Source organism: Sphingobacterium sp. HSC-15S19 (assembly GCF_050433745.1).
GTDB classification, from domain to species: domain Bacteria; phylum Bacteroidota; class Bacteroidia; order Sphingobacteriales; family Sphingobacteriaceae; genus Sphingobacterium; species Sphingobacterium siyangense.
Genome location: NZ_JBNPWQ010000034.1, coordinates 17,773 through 37,224 on the forward strand (window position 1 = coordinate 17,773; position 19,452 = coordinate 37,224).

The window sequence follows — 19,452 nt, forward strand, 5'->3', positions numbered from 1 at the left end:
ATAAAACACTTTCTCATCATTACACCTAAAAGTCTACAGGTTTTGTATATTAAATTTTATAGGGCAAATATATATTAATTTGGTAGATATTATAGAATATTAAAAAAATATTTTTACATTTGACCTCGAGAAAAGAATACTAAATCAATAGATTTTATTTGTTATATGCAAAGCTTCCGCACAGAATTAGAAAACCCAATCGTGGAAAAGGAAATTATCGAACTTGAAAAAAAGATTCGATTGTTCCATGAGGGCAAAATTGCCGACGAGAAATTTAGATCGTTGCGTTTGGCTAGGGGGGTATATGGACAAAGACAACCTGGAGTTCAAATGGTTCGTATAAAACTTCCATTTGGAAAGGTTACGTTTAAGCAATTGAACAAAATTGCAGCGATATCAGACGAATACGCAAGCCGCAACCTGCACCTGACCACACGTCAAGATATACAGATTCATTACGTTAGTCTTGACCGTACACCAGAACTTTGGTCCAAATTAGCTGAAGACGATATTACATTACGTGAAGCTTGTGGGAATACAGTCCGTAATGTCACCGCGTCTCCAAGTTCAGGAATCGATCCAAAGGAGCCTTTTGATGTTTCGCCATATGCTCAGGCAACTTTTGAATATTTTTTGCGCAATCCAGTATGTGCGGAAATGGGAAGAAAATTCAAAATGTCATTTTCTGCCAGTGATGAAGACACTGCATTTTCCTATATTCATGACCTTGGTTTTATTCCAAAACTAAAAGTTGTCAATGGTGTGGAAACGAGGGGTTTTAAAGTGCTATTGGGTGGGGGATTGGGATCTCAGCCTTTCTTAGCATCAGTAACAAGTGAGTTTCTACCAGAAGATGAACTGATCCCTTATATAGAAGCTACACTTCGTGTCTTTGATCGTTATGGTGAAAGAAATAACCGCAATAAAGCTCGATTCAAATACCTTATTCAGAAATTAGGGTTGGAAGAAGTGCTAAATTTAATTGAAGCCGAAAAAATTGCGACGAAGGTGAAAAGCTATCCGATCGACCGAACCAAAATCGAACAGCCATTACCACCAGATGACAGCCGGCTATCTACTATTGATCTAGATAGCGATTTAAACTATCAGGTCTGGAAGGGCACCAATACATTCGCGCAAAAACAAGATGGATATTATGGTGTTTATGTGCGGGTATCCACGGGGGATATTGGTACAGATAAATCTCGCGCGTTGGTTGCTGGTCTGAACAATTTGGTCGCTGACGATATCCGTATCACGCAAAACCAAAGCTTACTGCTAAAATACGCAACAGAAAAGTCACTGCCACATATCTATCAATTACTTAAATCTTTGGATCTAGCTCAGGTCGGTTTTGATAGTACAGCAGATGTAACAACTTGCCCTGGTACGGACACCTGCAATCTAGGTATCTCAAACAGTACCGAAATGGCTCGGGTTATTGAATCTTATATCGCTGAATTTCACCAAGATTTTGTCTTTAATCGTGATTTAAAAATCAAAATTTCTGGTTGTATGAATTCTTGCGGGCAACATGGTCTGGCACATATTGGCTTTCATGGTAGTTCCGTCAAAGCGGAGGGCAAAGTGGTTCCTGCAGCACAAGTTATGCTTGGCGGTGGAACAATTGGCAATGGTGAAGGGCGTGTTGCAGAGCGTATTATCAAAGTACCAACAAAAAGAGTTCTACATGTTGTCGAATGGGTGCTAAATGATTATAAAAAAAATGCGGAAGCAAATGAAAATTTCCATGCTTACTACGACAGACAAAGTAAGAATTACTTTTATAATCTTTTAAAACCGCTATCGGATCTGACCAATCTTGCTGAAGACGAATTTGTCGACTGGGGGCATGAAGGAACGTTCCAAACGGCAATCGGGGTTGGCGAGTGTGCGGGTGTCGTTATTGACTTGGTTGCTACGTTGATCTATGAGGCGGAAGAAAAGTTACAATGGGCAAATGAAACATTTCAAGAATCCAAATTCTCTGATGCAATTTATCATGCCTATAATGCCTTTGTACAAGCAGCAAAAGCCCTATTATTGGATAAGGGAGTTAGCGCAAGTACACAAAATATCGTAATCAACGAATTCCAAACGCATTTTGTGGAAACAGGTGAATATAATTTTGACCAAACGTTTCCGGAATTAGTCTTACAGATGAGTAAAAATGAACCAACGGAGCATTTTGCAATTAACTATCTTCAGGAAGCAACGAAGTTTATCAATGAAGTCTATCAACGCAAAAATTTAAAACCAGTATTGGTATAGGAGGGAATAGGTATGTCAATAAAAGCAAAAGTAACATTGGTAGGAGCAGGTCCGGGTGACCCGGATCTGATCAGCCTAAAGGGCATCAAAGCAATAGAAAAAGCAGATGTCATTTTATACGATGCCTTGGTGAATGAAGAATTACTGGATTACGCACAGGCTGAATGCATCAAGATATATGTTGGAAAACGAGCAGAACAACTCTCTACTTCACAGGATGAAATTAATCGCCTTTTGGTTGATTATGCCTTAAACTATGGCCATGTGGTCCGTCTAAAAGGTGGTGATCCATTTGTTTTTGGTCGTGGTGGAGAAGAAATTGATTACGTACAACAATACGGTATTGAAACTGCAGTTGTACCGGGTATTTCCTCCGCAATTGGGCTTACCGGACTACAACAACTTCCATTAACTTACCGGGGAATCAGTGAGAGCTTTTGGGTCATCACAGGCTCCAAATCGGATGGCTCACTATCAACAGATCTTTATCTGGCGGCAGAATCCAAGGCCACCGTCGTTGTCTTGATGGGCTATGGAAAATTGGCAGAGATCGTGGAAATTTACCGTCAAAGAAATCTTCACAATTTACCAATAGCCTTGATTCAAAATGGTTCATTGCCTAATGAAAAGGTTGTACTGGGTACTATCGATAATATTCTTGATGAATCAACTGAGAAAAGGGTCGGTGTACCAGCGATTATTGTAATCGGCGAGGTCGTTGCCAAGCATCGTTCATTCCAGAACATTAAAGAAAAAGCTTTAGCTTTATAGATATGAACCAGCTATTTCCAATATTCGTCAAACTAAATCAAATTGACACCTTACTTGTTGGAGGCGGGAAAGTTGCATTGGAAAAATTTCAGGCTTTAATTTCCAATGATCAGAAATTAAGACTCACCATTGTGACTAGGGAAATCATCCCAGAATTTGAGGAACTATTGCAAAATTACGCACAAATTCAGCTCTACATTCGCCCATTTACACCAGATGACCTTACCGACAAACAACTTGTCATTGCAGCAACCAATAACATAGAGCTTAACGAGCAGTTGCGTAATCTAACAACGCAAAATAACATCCTATTTAATGCTGCGGACAAACCCGACTTATGCGACTTCTATCTGGGATCCATTGTAAAAAAAGGCGACCTGAAAATAGCCATTTCCACCAATGGTAAATCACCAACAATTGCCAAAAGGGTGAAAGAACTATTAAATGACCTGCTACCTGAGGAAATTGACGAAACACTGTCACTCATGAGTACTTATCGAGAGCAGCTTAGAGGAGATTTCGAATACAAAGTAAAGCAGTTGAACGAGCATACCAAAAATATATTACGTTATGAACGTTAAGAAAATTAAAGAAATTATTGGCGAAAAAAAAGGAGTGGAGCTCTTACAAACAATAGCATCACTATTTCCTAATGAGGTAGTTTTTTCGACCTCTTTCGGTATTGAGGATCAAGTAATCACGGAATGGATCGGTAAAAATAGTATCAATATCGAAATATTCACGCTGGATACTGGACGACTGTTCAAAGAAACCTATTCCCTGTGGAGCCGTACCTTGGAGCGTTATCAATTGCACATCAAAACCTATACTGCTGATACAACATTGTTGGAAGATTTTATCAGCAGAAAAGGCCCAAATTCCTTCTATGAGTCGGTTGAGAATCGGAAGGAATGTTGTAGGATAAGGAAAATTGAACCTTTACAACGTGCGATTAAAGGAAAAAAAATTTGGGTAACGGGCATCCGATCAGATCAATCCATCAATCGCCACGATATGGACTTTATCGAATACGATGAAGCAAACCAAATCATCAAAATCCATCCTTTATTTGACTGGACTTTTGAGGAAGTAAAAAAGTATTGTAAAGAACAATATATCCCTTACAATATGCTGCACGACAAGGGTTTCCCAAGTATCGGTTGTCAACCTTGTACAAGAGCGGTACAAGAAGGAGAGGACTTCCGCGCTGGTAGATGGTGGTGGGAAGATCAAAGTAAAAAAGAATGTGGTTTGCACGGTGTTTAATCATAAAATAGCGAAGCAGAAACCCAAATTCATTAAATCAAATTTTATTATTTCAGAGAATGGACTATTTAGATCATTTAGAAGCGGAAGCAATATATATTTTAAGAGAGGTAGCCGGACAATTTGAAAAACCAGCGCTATTATTCTCTGGTGGTAAGGACTCGATTACACTTGTTCACTTGGCAAAAAAAGCATTTAGACCGGGTAAATTTCCTTTCCCATTAGTTCACATTGACACTGGTCACAATTTTCCCGAAACAATCACTTTCAGGGATTCTCTGATTGAAGATATAGGAGAAAAACTTATTGTTGGTTATGTTCAAGACAGCATTGATCAAGGGAAAGTTGTTGAACAAAAGGGAAAAAATGCAAGTCGAAATGCCTTGCAGACGGTTACCTTACTCGATACAATCTCAAAACATGGTTTTGACGCTTGTATCGGTGGCGCACGTAGGGACGAAGAAAAAGCCCGTGCCAAGGAAAGAATCTTCTCAGTGCGTGACGAATTTGGACAATGGGATCCCAAACGCCAAAGACCCGAGCTGTGGAGCATCTTTAATGGCAAAATAAATAAAGGTGAAAATGTACGCGTGTTTCCCATTTCAAACTGGACCGAGCTCGATGTTTGGAATTATATTAAACGCGAACAGATCGCATTGCCATCTATCTATTTCAGCCATGAACGGGAGGTTATTACCCGAAATGGGCAATTGATGGCTGCAGCCTCATTCTTAAATATCGATGCAGAGGATAATATAGAACGTAAATCTGTACGTTTCAGAACTGTGGGTGACATGACTTGTACAGCAGCGGTAGATTCAACGGCAACTGAGCTAGATGATATTATCGCTGAGATCAAGGCCTCAACGGTAAGTGAACGTGGCGCCAGAATGGACGATAAGGTATCGGAAGCAGCTATGGAAGAACGCAAAAAACAAGGATACTTTTAATTCAAATCAAATACCTGATATTGACAACAATGAATATATTGAAATTTATAACGGCCGGTTCTGTAGATGATGGTAAAAGTACCTTGATTGGCCGATTACTATACGATACAAACTCCATTTTGGATGACCAATTGGAAGCTATACAACGTGCCAACCGTAAAAATGACGACGGAACAGTAGACTTGGCCATATTGACTGATGGACTTAAAGCTGAACGCGAACAAGGGATAACAATCGACGTAGCATATAAATATTTTCAGACCGAACACCGAAAATATATTATAGCCGATGCTCCAGGACATATCCAATACACCAGAAACATGGTAACTGGCGCGTCCAATTCGGATCTTATAATCATTTTGGTTGACGCACGTAAAGGTGTAATAGAGCAAACAAAACGCCATTCTTTCATTGCTAAATTATTGGCCATGAAACAAGTTTTGGTTTGCATAAACAAGATGGATATGGTCGATTATAGCGCTTCTATTTTCGAACAGATCAAAGCCGATTATTTAACTTTAGCGACCAATCTCGGACTTAAGGATATTGATTTCATACCAGTTTCAGCCTTAAAAGGAGACAATATTGTCCATAAGTCCGAAAGAATGAGTTGGTATGCAGGCGAATCTTTATTGGATTACCTAGAAAATGTGGAAATTCACGAACAGGAAGCAGCCAGCTGGCGGTTTCCCGTCCAATGGGTTGTAAGACCGCAAACAGATGATTTGCACGATTATAGAGGTTATGCAGGCCGCGTACTAGGAGAGGGATTAACGGTTGGTGACCAGGTTATTGTTTATCCAGCAGAAACATATAGTACAATTCAAGCGATTGAATTAAACGGACAACAACTTCAACGGGCTGAAAACGGACAATCTGTTATTGTACACCTCAGTGATGATGTTGATATTAGTCGTGGCGATACCATTACGAGTGTAGAACATCCACCAAAGTTTGAGCGTAATATTCAAGCAAATTTATGTTGGTTCGACAATAAACCTTTGGATACAACACAAGTGTATCTTGTCCAAAGTCACAGTAAATTAACCAAAGTTAAGATCGTAGATGTGTTGTATAAATTTGATATCAATACACAGGAAAAAATATACCACGACCCGATCAAACTAAATGATATTGGTCGAATAACCCTTAAATCTGCAGAGAATCTAGTATTTGATTTACAGCAGGAAAATGCCGCAAATTCTCAAGCCATTGTTATTGATCCGCGGACAAATTTAACAGTCGGCGCATTGATGATCCAAGCTGTCGACTAACAAAGACGATTAATCGTAAATATTCAACCTAAATATTTTTTAAGGAACTCAGACAATGTTTGGGTTCCTTTTATATTTACTGTAGTACAAAAGCAGAGACAATTATTACAACCAACATCCCAGTATTCGGCTTATTATTAAAAACTGTTGATTTACAAAAATACTATTGAATCAATATAAAAGGAGAGTATTCAAAACATCTATTTAACATAATATAAATTATAAATAACTAATATACAAAAAGGATATAGGCCTCCGAGTTAAAACTAAGCTAAAATATTTGCCAAATAATCATAAAAAAGCGTTAGATGTTAGATATTTTATAATTATTAGCTCTATTTCAATCTATTTTATCAAAACAGAATCATTTTCGTTTTTCAATAATAAAAATCGAACAAAATACAGTCAATTTATCACTACACACACATTTCACCAATGAATCGTCTATTTTAAACGAAAAATATAAAATATGAAATTTCATTAAAACAGATTAATATTTGTAAATAATTAACAAATATTGGTTTTTCATTAAAAAATACATAAATTAGTGCCAGCCAAAGGGAAATTTTACTAATTAAAACATGTCAAAAAATTTTAACGAGTTCATCTCAATCGTTGAGAAACGCAATCCAAATGAACCAGAATTCTTACAAGCTGTAAAAGAAGTTACCGAGGATTTATTTCCTTATATTACCGAAAACCATCCTGAATTTTTCGACCAAAAGATTCTTGAAAGACTGACTGAACCAGAGCGGATTATATCCTTCCGTGTAACCTGGTTGGATGATAACCATCAGGTACAGGTAAATCGTGGTTATCGTGTTCAAATGAACAGTTCAATCGGTCCATATAAAGGCGGTCTCCGCTTCGCTCCTTCTGTTAATCAAAGTATTTTAAAATTCCTCGCTTTTGAGCAAGTATTTAAAAACAGCTTAACAGGACTGCCAATTGGTGGTGGTAAAGGAGGCTCTGATTTTGACCCTAAAGGTAAATCAGATAATGAAATTATGCGTTTTTGTCAAAGCTTTATGACTGAACTTTATCGTCATATTGGTGCAGATACAGATGTTCCTGCAGGAGATATTGGCGTTGGTGGACGTGAAATAGGTTTCCTATTTGGTCAATTTAAGCGACTTCAAAACAATTTTACAGGTGTTCTAACAGGTAAAGGTGAATTATGGGGTGGATCATATATTCGTCCTGAAGCTACTGGCTATGGGCTTCTATATTTTGTTGACTGTATATTTAAATATCAAGGAAAATCTTTACAAGGTCAAGTAGCGACAGTATCTGGTGCTGGCAACGTAGCCTTTTACGCTGTTGAAAAAGCCGTTCAACTTGGTGCCAAAGTGATTACAGTTTCAAATAGCTTGGGTACACTTTATGATCCTGATGGTTTTGATGCCGAAAAAATGGCATTTGGGGCTACCTTGGGAAGAAACCTCGATCAATACCCTGCACGTTATCCGAATGCCCAGTTCTTACCTGGTCAAAAGCCTTGGCAATTTAAATGTGATATCGCATTGCCATGTGCAACACAAAATGAATTAGAAGAATCGGATGCTAAAGCGCTTGTAGCAAATGGTTGTATCTGCGTAGCTGAGGGTGCCAATATGCCTTCTACTGCAGAAGCTATTAAAGTTTTTCTAGACGCAAAAATCAGTTTTGCACCCGGTAAAGCCGCGAATGCTGGAGGTGTTGCTGTCAGCGGTTTAGAAATGTCTCAAAACTCAATCCGGACACAATGGTGTACAGAAGAAGTTGACAATCGCTTAAAAATTATTATGGAAAGCATTCACGAAACTTGTTTGAAATATGGCCAAGACAGTGGATTCGTTAATTATTTGAAAGGTGCCAATATTGGTGGTTTCATAAAAGTCGCTAACGCGATGAAAGCACAAGGTATCGTATAACACGCCTTTTTCTAATCATATCATAATCCTGAGCGCTCAAATGCATTGCATTTGGGCGTTTTTTTATATTTTTATGCTAATTTTAAAAAACACGAAATTTACATGAGATTAATAGCTGAACTCCCCCATCCCGATTGCAAGATTTCAATTTTTGGTATGAATCAAAAATTCATTATTAAATTTGAGCAAGGAAACTTAGAACAATCCTATAAAATTGCAGAAATGGATATAATTGGCGGTGTAAATGGGGTATTTGATTTACTCGACGAAGAATTTCTAAAGAGTGTGATCAATCAATTCGCTTCGATGCGCCAATCTTTTAACAATGCTTATAGTAGATACGAATAAAAAATCTATGCTGAACTATATCTATTTTGTGGCATTTTGGGCCTGTCAAATTATTTCATCTATCCTATTTAAACTTGGCGGGGTACATCCGAAGTATAAATGGACAACTTTAATTATTGGAAACATTATTCTTTTATCAGCAAGTTGGTTTCTTGTACAGTTATTTAAAAATGTCTCTCAACCCATCGTAATTGCCTTATGTTCTGGCGGTACGTTTTTGACCGTCCAGTTGGCGATGGCGCTATATTTTAAAAGTTCATTGAGCTGGCAGCAAGTACTAGGTATGTTTGTCATTATTTCAGGCATGGTTTTGATTACTTTTGGAGGTAAAGAAACAACCTAAGCTATGCTGAAATTAGTTATAGATGTGTTTATTTGTTATAGTAAAACTCATCTATAACTAATGAACCTGCCAATTGTTGGTTAAAACGATCTAGATCGGTCATTTTGCCAGAAATATCATACATTACCTCCAACTTACCATTGATCTTTTCAATAACACGTCTAGTAGCTTTAATCTTAAAATCCAATGCCAATTGTTCAAACTCATGTAAGTGATAAAACTCATTGGAACTAAATTTCACGTGTAGAGAACGGATTAGGTAATAACGAGCCAGAAGAATTTCTATCCGCTGAAAAAGCGCGAGTATTACCACCATAAAGACAGCAAAGGAAATGGCATAAACCAGTTGCCCCAATCCGGCAAACATTCCAATACCAGCTGTCGCCCAAATAACGGCCGCCGTTGTGAGACCACTGACCGATAGCTTGCCTTTAAAGATCACACCAGCGCCAATAAAGCCTATACCAGTCACAATATTTGCAGCTACGCGATCCGTACTATTTCCAATAAACAAACAGGAGACAATAGTAAACATCGCCGAACCGAAACAAATAAGTACTACCGTTCGAAATCCAGCAGATTTATTCCTATACTCACGTTCAAAACCAATTAAACTGCCACACAGAATTGAAGTGATCGCGTTTAACAAAGGCTCACTAGTCAAAAAGTTAATAATATTCTCCATACTAAACTTTGCAGAAAGATGAAACATGGAACTCCAAACATTCGCAGCTCCATGCAATATAGGCTATAGATAAGCGTATGTTATACCATCGCCCCCACGATCTTGATGCTCGTCCTCAAAACGGCTTACATGGCTATATTTACGGAGGTAGTCGCGAATAAATTTGCGCAAAATACCATCACCTTTACCATGAATAATTTTTAACGATGGGTAACCTATCATGACGGCCCGATCCAGAACACGTTCTAATTCATTCAGTGCGTCTTCTGTGCGCATGCCTCTTAAATCAAGTTCTGGTTTAAAATCAGCAACACTACCAGAAGACAGTGATTTTGACAGGCTTTTTGCGGACTTCTTCCCTTCCCGACCTTCGAGTTTAACGACATTCTTTCGCTTTTGAACAGTACGCAATTCACCCATGGCAAGAATAAGGTTGTTCTTTGCAATTTCGACAATCTGCGCTTCAGCACCATTATCAATAATCTGCACCCAATCCCCAATATTTAATACAGTGGATTCAGGTGTTTTCTCTTTGACGATTTGCTTTGCTGGTTTTTGCTCTTTGGGGAGAACAGCTTGAAGTGCCTGATCCAAATTGCTGCGCAACTCACGTGTTTTCTCTTTATCCGCTTTTGCAGATTTGATCTGTGCTACGGTATTTTCGATTAACTTATTCGAACTTTTAATAATCTGCTGCGCTTCCTCTTTCGCCTTCTTCAAAATCACGCGCTTATTTTCTTCCAAATAACTTTGCAATTCCAAATACTCCGATTTAATCGACTCCAGTTCCTTCTCGCGCTTATTAATAGCAATTTTTGTATCAAACACCTCTTTCTTCTCTCGTTCAAGATCGATCAATAGTGTATCTACTTTCTTCTGCTGAACACCAATTTTACTTTTAGCAGATTCCAGAATATCCTTACCTAATCCTATTTTCTGCGCGATTTCGAAAGCATAAGAGCTTCCTGGCTTGCCAATTTGAAGGATATACATCGGTTTCATTTCGCGATTGTCAAATAACATTGAAGCATTTTCCAAACCCGTCGTGTTACTAGCAAAAACTTTAAGATTTGAATAGTGTGTTGTCACAACTCCCCTAATTTGCTTTTTGCTAAGTGATTCCAATACAGCCTCAGCAATAGGTCCTCCAAACAAAGGGTCAGTACCCGTTCCAAACTCATCGATCAGTACCAAAGTACGCCCGTTTGCAAATTCCGTGAAATATTTCATCTTGGACAGATGCGCGCTGTATGTACTTAAATCACTTTCAATGGATTGATCGTCGCCTATATCTGCAAATATTTGCTTAAAAACACCGACTTTACTTGTCGGTTCCGCTGGTATTAATAAGCCCGATTGCACCATGATTTGCAACAGGCCAACCGTTTTCATACATACAGATTTCCCTCCTGCATTCGGTCCTGAGACAACAATAATGCGTTGAATATTATCGATTTGAATATTCAACGGAACAACAGTATGATGCTGATTCAGCAATAGAAGCGGGTGTCGACCATTGACCAAATTAATCTCGGCCTCCTTCGATAACTCCGGCATCTCCGCCTCAATATCCAAAGCAAAAAGTGCTTTCGCACGCACAAAATCTACTTTGGTCAATAGGCTATGATAGGAAAGCAATAGCGGAATATGTGGTCGGACCTTGTCCGTTAGCTCCACTAAAATACGGATGACCTCACGTCTACGTTCAAACTCTAAATCCCTAATCTTATTATTTAACTGAAATACTTCTTCAGGTTCTATATAAGCTGTTTGTCCTGTAGCTGATTCATCATGAATCAAACCTTTGAGCTTTCTTTTATTTTCCGCAAGAATAGGAATACAGAGCCTTCCATCCCGTATCGTCAGATTCCCGTCCGCTGTCCAGCCACTGTCCTGTGCGCTCTTAAAGATACTATTGATACGTTTAAGTGCCTCCTGTTCCGCTCGTTGAATCTGTTGGGTTATTTCCAACAATAATCGAGAAGCATTATTTTTAAGCTTTCCACGTTCATCAATGATCATTTCAATATCGCGAATAATTCCCTTCTCGATCGGTAAATGTTCAAATAATACCTCTAGATTGGGATAGAGTCCCTCCCGTTCATTAAAATAACGAATAATCGCGTAGACAGTCTTGAGGGATAATAATACCCGAAAGAATTCATCCTCGAATAAAAATGTCCCCTCTACCCGAGCTTTCTCAATAATAGATCGAAGCGGAAAGAAATTTTCAACCGGAAATGCGCCATCATTCAATAGAAGATCCTTAAACTCGCTGGTTTGTCTTAGAAACCGGTCGATTTGGTCAAACCGAGTTTGAGGTTGAATTTTTTCAACCAACTCACGCCCCGACTCGCTTAGGCATTTTTGTTTTATTTTATCTTTTATCTCGGAAAACCCGAGTTTATCAATTGCATTTATTGGATATACCATAGAAATTATATTCTTTGATGGTTAAAGTTTCGTCGGCGGCTTGATATGCTGCGGCGGCGTAAGAATTGGTCTTTTTTCCAATTCATTTGTTGGTAATTGTGGCTCCACATGCTTTTGTGTCACAACAGTATCCTTGACTGAAGTACCAGGTGTTTTCAGTTGGGAAGCTGTATCTTTCTGTGGAGAAGGTGATTCAATTGGTAAATTTGAATTACCGACCGACAACTGGTTCATGAGATAGCCATTCAAGCTTATACCAGTCTTTGTTTGAACACTGGTATTAAACAAGGAAGAAGCTTCCCTAAAGTTGAATTTCGTCTTATTTGGCAGATAATGGATAAGTGCTGCAATTCGTTCCTGATAAGCCTGTTGTGCACGCATAACACGATTGGTACTATCTTGAAGACGCATATTCTGGATTGAATCACGCGTTCGAATTGAATCTTGTTTTTTCCGTTCTATATCTGCATAAATCTTATTTTCCTTCGTTAAATTATCCTCCACTTTTTTATAAATCGCAGACATTACTTCAGCATCCTTACCATAATAGTCTAAGTTCTTTCGAAAAGAAATCGAATCCAATCCATATTTATCAAAGGTCACTTGATACAAAGGCAACATCACTTTACGTGCACTATCAATGGGTAAAATATTAAGATAAGAGTCTGTCAGCTGAATTTCTGTCAAGGCATCCACAAACTTACTTTGAGAGATAATATCTTTCTCCCCAGTTCCGACACAAGAACCAAATAAAAAAATCACTGCAAGTAGATTCAGTATTAATCGTAGCATTTCGTAGTTTTGTACAAATTTACAAAAAGCACCGACATTTGGCACTTTTTACATCATCAAAACTATATCGGAAATGAGTATTGCTAGTAATTTAGAAACGTTAAGATTGGAAACCGAGGCTGTTGGGGTACAACTTGTAGCAGTTTCAAAAACAAAATCCAATTCGGACATTATGGAAGCCTATGAGGCAGGACAACGTATCTTTGGTGAGAATCATGTTCAAGAATTAGTAGAGAAAGCAGCGCTTTTACCTAAAGATATTCAGTGGCATATGATTGGCCACCTTCAAACAAATAAGGTTAAATATATTACACCATTCATCAGCTTAATTGCGTCAGTTGATTCATTAAAATTATTAAAGGAGATTAACAAACATGCTCAGAAAGCGAAGCGTACAATCGACTGTTTGTTGCAAGTATATATTGCAGAAGAAGAAACAAAATTTGGTTTCGACCATGCCGAGCTAGTTGAGCTTCTTCGCGACGACGAGTTTCTCGAATTAAAAAATATTCGAATTTGTGGCTTAATGGGCATAGCATCCAATACGGATAAAGAAAAAGTCATTAAGGCTGAATTCTATGAGTTAAAAATGTTATTCGATGGAATTAAGACAAGTTTTTACCGGAAAGAAGAATATTTCTGTATTCTCTCCATGGGGATGTCTTCAGACTATAAGCTGGCGATTGAAGAAGGTTCAACAATGGTACGCATCGGAAGCACAATATTTGGTAAAAGAGTAATTAAGCACTTCAAAAACAATGATTAAAGCAACCATACGAGAGGCTATCGACAATGATTGCCCACAAATGCTTGAGCTGATTAAAGAATTGGCTATTTTTGAAAAAGCACCAGACGAAGTCACAGTATCACTTGAAGAATTTAAAGATGCAGGCTTTGGAAAGAATTCCGTTTGGGGCGCATTCGTTGCTGAAGTGGATGGCGAAATTGTCGGAATTTCATTATATTATGTCCGATATTCAACGTGGAAAGGCAGAAGACTCTATTTGGAGGATCTGATTGTCACCGAAAGCATGCGAGGTTTAGGGATAGGAAAACTGCTTTTTGATAAAACTTTAGCTTACGGCAAACAATGTGGATTCCATGGCATGGTATGGCAAGTCCTCGATTGGAATGAACCCGCTATAAAGTTTTATGAAAAATATAAAGCAAACTTTGATGCCGAATGGATCAATGTGTCAATCACTTATTAAATAACGGAGATAATCTATTCAATGCGATTTTACTTTTCTTTAATAATATTAGTTATCAGCTGTTTGCTATCTGCTTGCGATGACCACAAAAAGGCCGCTATAGCGGCACAGCTCACGGACACACTCTCCTATAGTCAAAAAAGCATAGATGAGCATAGCAATTATTTTCTTAAAGAAGATGATCGATTGGACACAACGTATTTTCGCGCAAAATACCCTGTTTTTCAAGAAGATAAAATTAATGAACTTATCACCAATATTGTTCATCTCGAAGGCGACACAAGTATGCAGGAGGCCGCCCATCGTTTTATTAATTCTTACAATGAATATGTGGAGGATAATAACGGCAAATCCACTGCAACCTGGAACCGGGATCTACAGGTCGATGTGATCGCCAATACTCCTGTTTTTTTGGGACTAAGAACAAAGCAGGACGAATACACGGGCGGTGCACATGGGGACCACTTCACCCTCTATTCAAACTTCGATAGACAGTCAAACAAACAGATTATGATTGATGACATTATTCAGAAAGAGAATAAAGATAAATTTGTCAAAATCGCTGAGCAATATTTCCGCAAACAAGAAGGGTTAAGCGCGGACGATTCTTTAAGTGGAAAGTATTTTTTTGAAGATGGTAGGTTTTCGCTCGCAGATAATTTTACGTTTGAAAAGGACGATATTCTATTTTATTATAACGTGTATGAGATCAAATCCTATGCAGAGGGAAATACAGAATTACGTATTCCCTACACGACATTCAAACATTTGATTTCTGACAAAGGATTACATTATATCAATAGTATCAATTAGCAATCAACTAAACTAATAAATAAATGCAGGTTTTTAAATTTGGGGGCGCATCAGTAAAGGATGCAGAAAGTGTCAGAAATTCAGCGCGGATTATTTCAAAATACAAGGGCGAAGCCTTGTTAGTTGTCATATCAGCGATGGGAAAGACAACAAACCTTCTAGAAAAATTGACCAAAGAATATTTTAACAATACTGGCAACCAATTTCAGACATTGGAAGAGGCCAAAGAATTTCACTTTCATATTCTTCGAGAATTATTTCCTGACGCTGAACACCCTATATTTGACGAGATTTCTAACTGCTTTGTGGAGATCGAGTGGATTTTAGAGGAGGAACCTCAAGATTCATATGATTATCTTTTCGATCAAATTGTATCGATGGGTGAACTTATCTCGACAAAGATTGTGGCAGCTTATGTTGCTTTTATTGGTGAAAAGGTAAAATGGCTCGATGCGCGTGATTATATATTCACAGACAATACGTATCGCGAAGCAGTTGTAGACTGGAATAAAACTGAAGAAAAAATTCGCACGGAGTTGCCTGCAATACTTGACGAATATATCGTGATTACGCAAGGTTTTTTGGGATCTACCTCTGAAAATTTCACAACTACTTTGGGTCGTGAAGGCTCCGATTATTCGGCTGCGATCTTTGCTTCTTGTTTGAATGCTGAAAATGTAACGATTTGGAAGGATGTTCCTGGTGTACTTAATGCCGATCCAAAATGGTTTGAGAAAACCGAGCTAATTCCCGAGTTATCCTATACAGATGCCATCGAACTCACTTATTATGGTGCCACGGTCATTCACCCTAAAACCATCAAACCATTACAGAATAAGAAAATCGCATTGAACGTACGTTCCTTTGTCGACCCCGATTCTCCGGGTACTATGATAAAAAGTACGAATCAAACATTACCTGTCCCTTCTTTCATATTCAAGGTAAATCAAATTTTTGTTTCAATCTCTCCAAGGGACTTTTCTTTTATCGTGGAAGATAATTTAAGAGATATCTTCAATCTATTCTACGAGCATCGTATCAAAATCAATATGATGCACAACACAGCTATCAATTTCACCGTTGCAGTAGATGATACAGGAAAAAATCTGGTGGACTTAATCAATGAGCTGGAGCAAAGGTTCAAAGTCAAACATGAATCCGGACTCGAACTTATTACAATTCGTTATTACAATCAAGAAACAATTGATCGCGTTTTGGTTGATAAGCAAGTTATTAGTGAATTAAAGGATACATATACCTGTCAGCTTCTCGTAAAGAAAATATAAATGAATACATTGATCCTTCAAGAGGAGATTCAACAGTTTTTAGATAAAAACGCACTTGAGTCCCCTACTAAAATTGCATTAAAAAAATCTCCTTTTGAAGGAATATTGTCTTCCGAGCTTGCCGCACAACTCGACGGAAGACAACGGGCGAGCGCAAAAATTCCCTTATGGGCGGAAACGCCAGGGATCTATTTTCCTGCCAAGCTTAACTTGGAGCAATGTTCTTCGGAAACAACGGCAGTATTCAAAAGTTCACTGATTAAAAAAGGTACACGCTTGATTGATGCCACCAGTGGCTTTGGGGTAGATAGCTTTTACTTCTCAAAACAGGCTGCACAGGTTACGTCTTGCGAACTAAATCCTGATTTGGCAGCGATCACAAAACATAATGCCGCTGTATTGAAAGCAGATAACCTTCAGATCATTGCCGCTAACGGTGTTGATTACATTCTCAATGATCCAATCAAACAATTTGATTACATCTATTTAGATCCTTCGAGAAGAATTCAAAACAAAAAAGTCTTTTTATTGGATGAATGTGAACCTAATTTAGTGCAATTGCAGGATGACTTTTTTCAACGCAGCAACACCATCATTAGCAAACTTGCACCACTATTGGATATCTCTTCTGCCATACAACAGCTTAGACATGTAAAAGATGTTTATGTTGTATCCTCACAAAATGACTGCAAAGAGCTTATTTTCGTGCAAGAAAAAGATTATGAAGGTGACGCCGTCGTTCATGCCATCAGATTATATCACGGACAGCAACAAGTTATCTCCTTCACCTATGAAAGTGAGCGCGCTCTCGTCAATGAATATAGCGAACCACTATCCTATTTATATGAACCAGATGTTGCTCTCTCCAAAGCCGGGGCCTTTAAAACGGTTGGCCAATTATTTAACATCAAAAAACTTCATAAAAACACGCATCTCTACACTTCCGATCAAAAGATCGAAAACTTTCCTGGTAAAACATTCATCGTAAAACAGGTAGAATCCTTTTCTGATTTCAAGAAAAACAAGAAATCATTGCAATCAGGGATAATTGCCAAAAATTTCCCGCTCAAAACAGAAGAGATTAAAAAGAAATTTAAAATCAAGGACGTTGGGAACTCCTTTTCTTTTTTTACGACAACCCTAAATGATCAATTTAGTGTCATACATACACAGCGAATGCTAGAATAGACATTTTCATTACAATTGTCGAAAATCTTCTCCGTAATTTTAATGTATGGATAAAATAGCATTATCAGCATTGGATTTGGCTCCGATCAAAAAAGGGGAGCATACAGCGAGCGCATTGGCTCGTACTGTTAAGATTGCCCGACATGTAGAAAAATTAGATTTTAAAAGAATATGGGTGGCCGAACATCATAATATGGAATATATTGCCAGTTCAGCAACTTCACTCCTAATACAACATATCGCATCAAATACCAGTTCTATTCGCGTGGGTTCTGGTGGGATCATGTTGCCAAATCATGCTCCTTTAGTCATTGCAGAGCAATTTGGAACCTTAGAGACCTTATTTCCAGGGCGTATTGACCTCGGTTTAGGACGTGCACCAGGCACTGATCAATTGACCGCAATGGCTTTACGTAGAAACAACTTGAATACAGCATTTCAATTTCCTCAAGAGGTAAAAGACTTACAGCGCTACTTCAGTGCAGACAACTATGACGCAAAAGTACGTGCATTTCCAGGAGAAGGACTGGATATCCCACTTTATATCCTCGGGTCAAGTACCGATAGTGCCTATTTAGCCGCTAGTCTAGGTCTTCCTTATGCTTTTGCAACGCATTTTGCTCCAGCTCAGTTTGCCTCAGCAAGCATGATCTATCATCAAAATTTTGTTCCTTCTAATGCCTTGGAAAAGCCATATTTCATTTCTTGTGTAAATGTTATTGCTGCCGATAGTACCGAAGAAGCCAATTTTTTGGCAACAAGCTTCTATAATCTATTCGCCGGTATTGTGACAAATACCAGAAGGCCACTTTCAGAACCTAGTCAGGAAGTTATCTATAAAGGCATTCCGGCGATAGAACAGGCCGTGCAAAGTATGGCTTCCTGTGCATTTATCGGCGATGGCACTAAAATTCTTCCGGAAATCGAAAAATTCGTAAACGATCACAAAGTGGACGAGATCATGGCTACTTCCTATATCTTTGATGATGAAAAGTGTCTCCATTCGTTATCATTGTTGAAAGAAATACTCGCTTAAGGATCCAAGCTACTTTATATACGGTGAATTTTATATATTTAAACAAAATTCACCGTATATGAATATTTCCATTAACATTAGCCTGATCCTGGGATTATTTTTCCTGCAGGCATGTACAAACTCCTCTACAAAACAGCACAGAAATTTACCTGATACAGCAAACACTTCGGATAGTTTAGCCCTATCAACTAGCGATAGCACTACATCGTTCGTTTCTCCTAAAAGTGATTCTTCACAAGGACAGATTTTTCTAGTGCGCAGCTATCGTATATGGGAAAAGAACGATCCTACAACAGTATTAAACAAAGAATGGTATGATCTCTATGAAGAGAATGGTCAATATTATTTAGGTAAAGCCGATTATGAGGTCAAGGACGGTTTTGACGATTGCGCACAAGTAGTGACTAAAAGCGTTGAATCACGAAGAAATTCATTGTTATTCTTGAAACTCAAGGGGCTTAAAGCTGGTGCTGTGGAACATGTTAAAATAAGTCACTCCGAAGTCTGGCCAAAAGAATCCGTTGCATATTCTTTCAATAACCAAAAGATCGAGCTTAAGGGCTCGGGAACTATCAAATCCACAGAAGTACAAACAGATGAAAAAGGGCACGAAAAGGTGTTTCATGAGGTTACCAATTACAAGCTGCTTTATATTCCAAGTAATCGAAATAAAGAGAAAATACTTTTTCAGGTTGACCAATATGACCACGTATTTATGTCGACTCTATTCGTTGGGGATATCGACCGAGATGGTGCATTAGATTTTATTTTTTCCAATCCAAAAAATTATGAGGAAGAAGCTATGCTACTATTTCTGTCCAATAACGGCAACCCATTGATGTTTGAAGCAGAAGAACAATTTGACTGTTAAT

At 38.2% G+C, this 19,452-nt stretch carries 19 protein-coding genes; 16 read left to right on the forward strand and 3 right to left on the reverse strand.

Annotated features, from left to right (window positions below):
• The first annotated feature begins 165 nt into the window (after positions 1–165).
• The 9 genes from L1283_RS22435 to L1283_RS22475 all read left to right on the forward strand — a co-directional run bounded on the left by L1283_RS22435 (position 166) and on the right by L1283_RS22475 (position 9,136).
• Entirely contained in the window at positions 166–2,271 is a 2,106-nt protein-coding gene (locus tag L1283_RS22435; RefSeq protein WP_088161558.1) for a HEPN domain-containing protein, read from the forward strand.
• 12 nt (positions 2,272–2,283) lie between these two features.
• A complete protein-coding gene (gene cobA, locus L1283_RS22440; RefSeq protein WP_088161557.1) occupies positions 2,284–3,042 on the forward strand; it encodes a uroporphyrinogen-III C-methyltransferase in 759 nt (252 codons plus the stop codon).
• 2 nt (positions 3,043–3,044) lie between these two features.
• A complete protein-coding gene (locus L1283_RS22445) occupies positions 3,045–3,623 on the forward strand; it encodes a precorrin-2 dehydrogenase/sirohydrochlorin ferrochelatase family protein (protein WP_088161556.1) in 579 nt (192 codons plus the stop codon).
• Positions 3,613–4,308 carry a phosphoadenylyl-sulfate reductase gene (locus L1283_RS22450; RefSeq protein WP_286849452.1) on the forward strand — a complete coding sequence of 232 codons (696 nt, stop codon included), beginning with the start codon at positions 3,613–3,615 and terminating at the stop codon, positions 4,306–4,308. Before L1283_RS22445 ends, L1283_RS22450 begins: the two co-directional genes overlap by 11 nt.
• Positions 4,309–4,367: 59 nt before the next feature.
• The gene (gene cysD, locus L1283_RS22455) at positions 4,368–5,258 is read left to right on the forward strand and encodes a sulfate adenylyltransferase subunit CysD (protein ID WP_088161554.1); all 891 of its coding nucleotides are present in this window, start codon (positions 4,368–4,370) and stop codon (positions 5,256–5,258) included.
• Between the two features lie 29 nt (positions 5,259–5,287).
• A complete protein-coding gene (locus tag L1283_RS22460; RefSeq protein WP_145330062.1) occupies positions 5,288–6,532 on the forward strand; it encodes a sulfate adenylyltransferase subunit 1 in 1,245 nt (414 codons plus the stop codon).
• A gap of 581 nt (positions 6,533–7,113) precedes the next feature.
• Positions 7,114–8,445: an NADP-specific glutamate dehydrogenase gene (gene gdhA, locus L1283_RS22465; RefSeq protein ID WP_075992613.1), complete on the forward strand. Its 1,332-nt coding sequence runs from the start codon at positions 7,114–7,116 to the stop codon at positions 8,443–8,445.
• 102 nt (positions 8,446–8,547) lie between these two features.
• Positions 8,548–8,793 carry a hypothetical protein gene (locus L1283_RS22470; RefSeq protein ID WP_075992612.1) on the forward strand — a complete coding sequence of 82 codons (246 nt, stop codon included), beginning with the start codon at positions 8,548–8,550 and terminating at the stop codon, positions 8,791–8,793.
• A complete protein-coding gene (locus tag L1283_RS22475) occupies positions 8,771–9,136 on the forward strand; it encodes a hypothetical protein (RefSeq protein WP_232475781.1) in 366 nt (121 codons plus the stop codon). Before L1283_RS22470 ends, L1283_RS22475 begins: the two co-directional genes overlap by 23 nt.
• Before the next feature lie 28 nt (positions 9,137–9,164).
• On the opposite strand, the gene L1283_RS22480 is transcribed toward L1283_RS22475, so the two are convergent.
• The 3 genes from L1283_RS22480 to L1283_RS22490 form a co-directional block, all read right to left on the reverse strand.
• On the reverse strand, positions 9,165–9,821 hold the full coding sequence (locus tag L1283_RS22480; protein WP_075994794.1) for an MgtC/SapB family protein: 657 nt from the start codon (positions 9,819–9,821) through the stop codon (positions 9,165–9,167).
• 63 nt (positions 9,822–9,884) lie between these two features.
• On the reverse strand, positions 9,885–12,254 hold the full coding sequence (locus L1283_RS22485) for an endonuclease MutS2 (RefSeq protein WP_286849497.1): 2,370 nt from the start codon (positions 12,252–12,254) through the stop codon (positions 9,885–9,887).
• A gap of 21 nt (positions 12,255–12,275) precedes the next feature.
• Positions 12,276–13,046 (reverse strand): DUF4296 domain-containing protein, encoded by a 771-nt coding sequence (locus L1283_RS22490; RefSeq protein ID WP_088161551.1) that lies wholly within the window; start codon positions 13,044–13,046, stop codon positions 12,276–12,278.
• Positions 13,047–13,119: 73 nt separating this feature from the next.
• Between L1283_RS22490 and L1283_RS22495 the strand changes: the two genes are divergently transcribed.
• The 7 genes from L1283_RS22495 (at position 13,120) to L1283_RS22525 (ending at position 19,451) form a co-directional block, all read left to right on the forward strand.
• On the forward strand, positions 13,120–13,812 hold the full coding sequence (locus tag L1283_RS22495; RefSeq protein WP_145330066.1) for a YggS family pyridoxal phosphate-dependent enzyme: 693 nt from the start codon (positions 13,120–13,122) through the stop codon (positions 13,810–13,812).
• Positions 13,805–14,257, forward strand: a complete 453-nt coding sequence (locus tag L1283_RS22500; protein WP_145330068.1) for a GNAT family N-acetyltransferase — start codon at positions 13,805–13,807, stop codon at positions 14,255–14,257. The genes L1283_RS22495 and L1283_RS22500 overlap by 8 nt, the downstream gene beginning before the upstream one ends.
• A gap of 63 nt (positions 14,258–14,320) precedes the next feature.
• Entirely contained in the window at positions 14,321–15,070 is a 750-nt protein-coding gene (locus L1283_RS22505; RefSeq protein ID WP_158638952.1) for a DUF3298 and DUF4163 domain-containing protein, read from the forward strand.
• A 23-nt stretch (positions 15,071–15,093) separates the two neighbouring features.
• Positions 15,094–16,356, forward strand: coding sequence for an aspartate kinase (locus L1283_RS22510; RefSeq protein WP_286849501.1), 1,263 nt, complete (start codon positions 15,094–15,096; stop codon positions 16,354–16,356).
• Complete coding sequence (locus L1283_RS22515) at positions 16,357–17,544, forward strand: THUMP-like domain-containing protein (protein WP_145330074.1); 1,188 nt, start codon at positions 16,357–16,359, stop codon at positions 17,542–17,544.
• Between the two features lie 46 nt (positions 17,545–17,590).
• Positions 17,591–18,580 (forward strand): LLM class flavin-dependent oxidoreductase, encoded by a 990-nt coding sequence (locus L1283_RS22520; protein ID WP_286849503.1) that lies wholly within the window; start codon positions 17,591–17,593, stop codon positions 18,578–18,580.
• Positions 18,581–18,638: 58 nt separating this feature from the next.
• On the forward strand, positions 18,639–19,451 hold the full coding sequence (locus L1283_RS22525) for a hypothetical protein (RefSeq protein ID WP_145330076.1): 813 nt from the start codon (positions 18,639–18,641) through the stop codon (positions 19,449–19,451).
• Position 19,452: the final 1 nt, after the last annotated feature.

Bases quoted from the DNA above. Each gene is read 5' to 3' on its own strand.
- L1283_RS22435 (WP_088161558.1), top strand. From the start codon at position 166: ATGCAAAGCTTCCGCACAGAATTAGAAAACCCAATCGTGGAAAAGGAA.
- cobA (WP_088161557.1), top strand. From the start codon at position 2,284: ATGTCAATAAAAGCAAAAGTAACATTGGTAGGAGCAGGTCCGGGTGAC.
- L1283_RS22445 (WP_088161556.1), top strand. From the start codon at position 3,045: ATGAACCAGCTATTTCCAATATTCGTCAAACTAAATCAAATTGACACC.
- L1283_RS22450 (WP_286849452.1), top strand. From the start codon at position 3,613: ATGAACGTTAAGAAAATTAAAGAAATTATTGGCGAAAAAAAAGGAGTG.
- cysD (WP_088161554.1), top strand. From the start codon at position 4,368: ATGGACTATTTAGATCATTTAGAAGCGGAAGCAATATATATTTTAAGA.
- L1283_RS22460 (WP_145330062.1), top strand. From the start codon at position 5,288: ATGAATATATTGAAATTTATAACGGCCGGTTCTGTAGATGATGGTAAA.
- gdhA (WP_075992613.1), top strand. From the start codon at position 7,114: ATGTCAAAAAATTTTAACGAGTTCATCTCAATCGTTGAGAAACGCAAT.
- L1283_RS22470 (WP_075992612.1), top strand. From the start codon at position 8,548: ATGAGATTAATAGCTGAACTCCCCCATCCCGATTGCAAGATTTCAATT.
- L1283_RS22475 (WP_232475781.1), top strand. From the start codon at position 8,771: ATGCTTATAGTAGATACGAATAAAAAATCTATGCTGAACTATATCTAT.
- L1283_RS22480 (WP_075994794.1), bottom strand. From the start codon at position 9,821: ATGGAGAATATTATTAACTTTTTGACTAGTGAGCCTTTGTTAAACGCG.
- L1283_RS22485 (WP_286849497.1), bottom strand. From the start codon at position 12,254: ATGGTATATCCAATAAATGCAATTGATAAACTCGGGTTTTCCGAGATA.
- L1283_RS22490 (WP_088161551.1), bottom strand. From the start codon at position 13,046: ATGCTACGATTAATACTGAATCTACTTGCAGTGATTTTTTTATTTGGT.
- L1283_RS22495 (WP_145330066.1), top strand. From the start codon at position 13,120: ATGAGTATTGCTAGTAATTTAGAAACGTTAAGATTGGAAACCGAGGCT.
- L1283_RS22500 (WP_145330068.1), top strand. From the start codon at position 13,805: ATGATTAAAGCAACCATACGAGAGGCTATCGACAATGATTGCCCACAA.
- L1283_RS22510 (WP_286849501.1), top strand. From the start codon at position 15,094: ATGCAGGTTTTTAAATTTGGGGGCGCATCAGTAAAGGATGCAGAAAGT.
- L1283_RS22515 (WP_145330074.1), top strand. From the start codon at position 16,357: ATGAATACATTGATCCTTCAAGAGGAGATTCAACAGTTTTTAGATAAA.
- L1283_RS22520 (WP_286849503.1), top strand. From the start codon at position 17,591: ATGGATAAAATAGCATTATCAGCATTGGATTTGGCTCCGATCAAAAAA.
- L1283_RS22525 (WP_145330076.1), top strand. From the start codon at position 18,639: ATGAATATTTCCATTAACATTAGCCTGATCCTGGGATTATTTTTCCTG.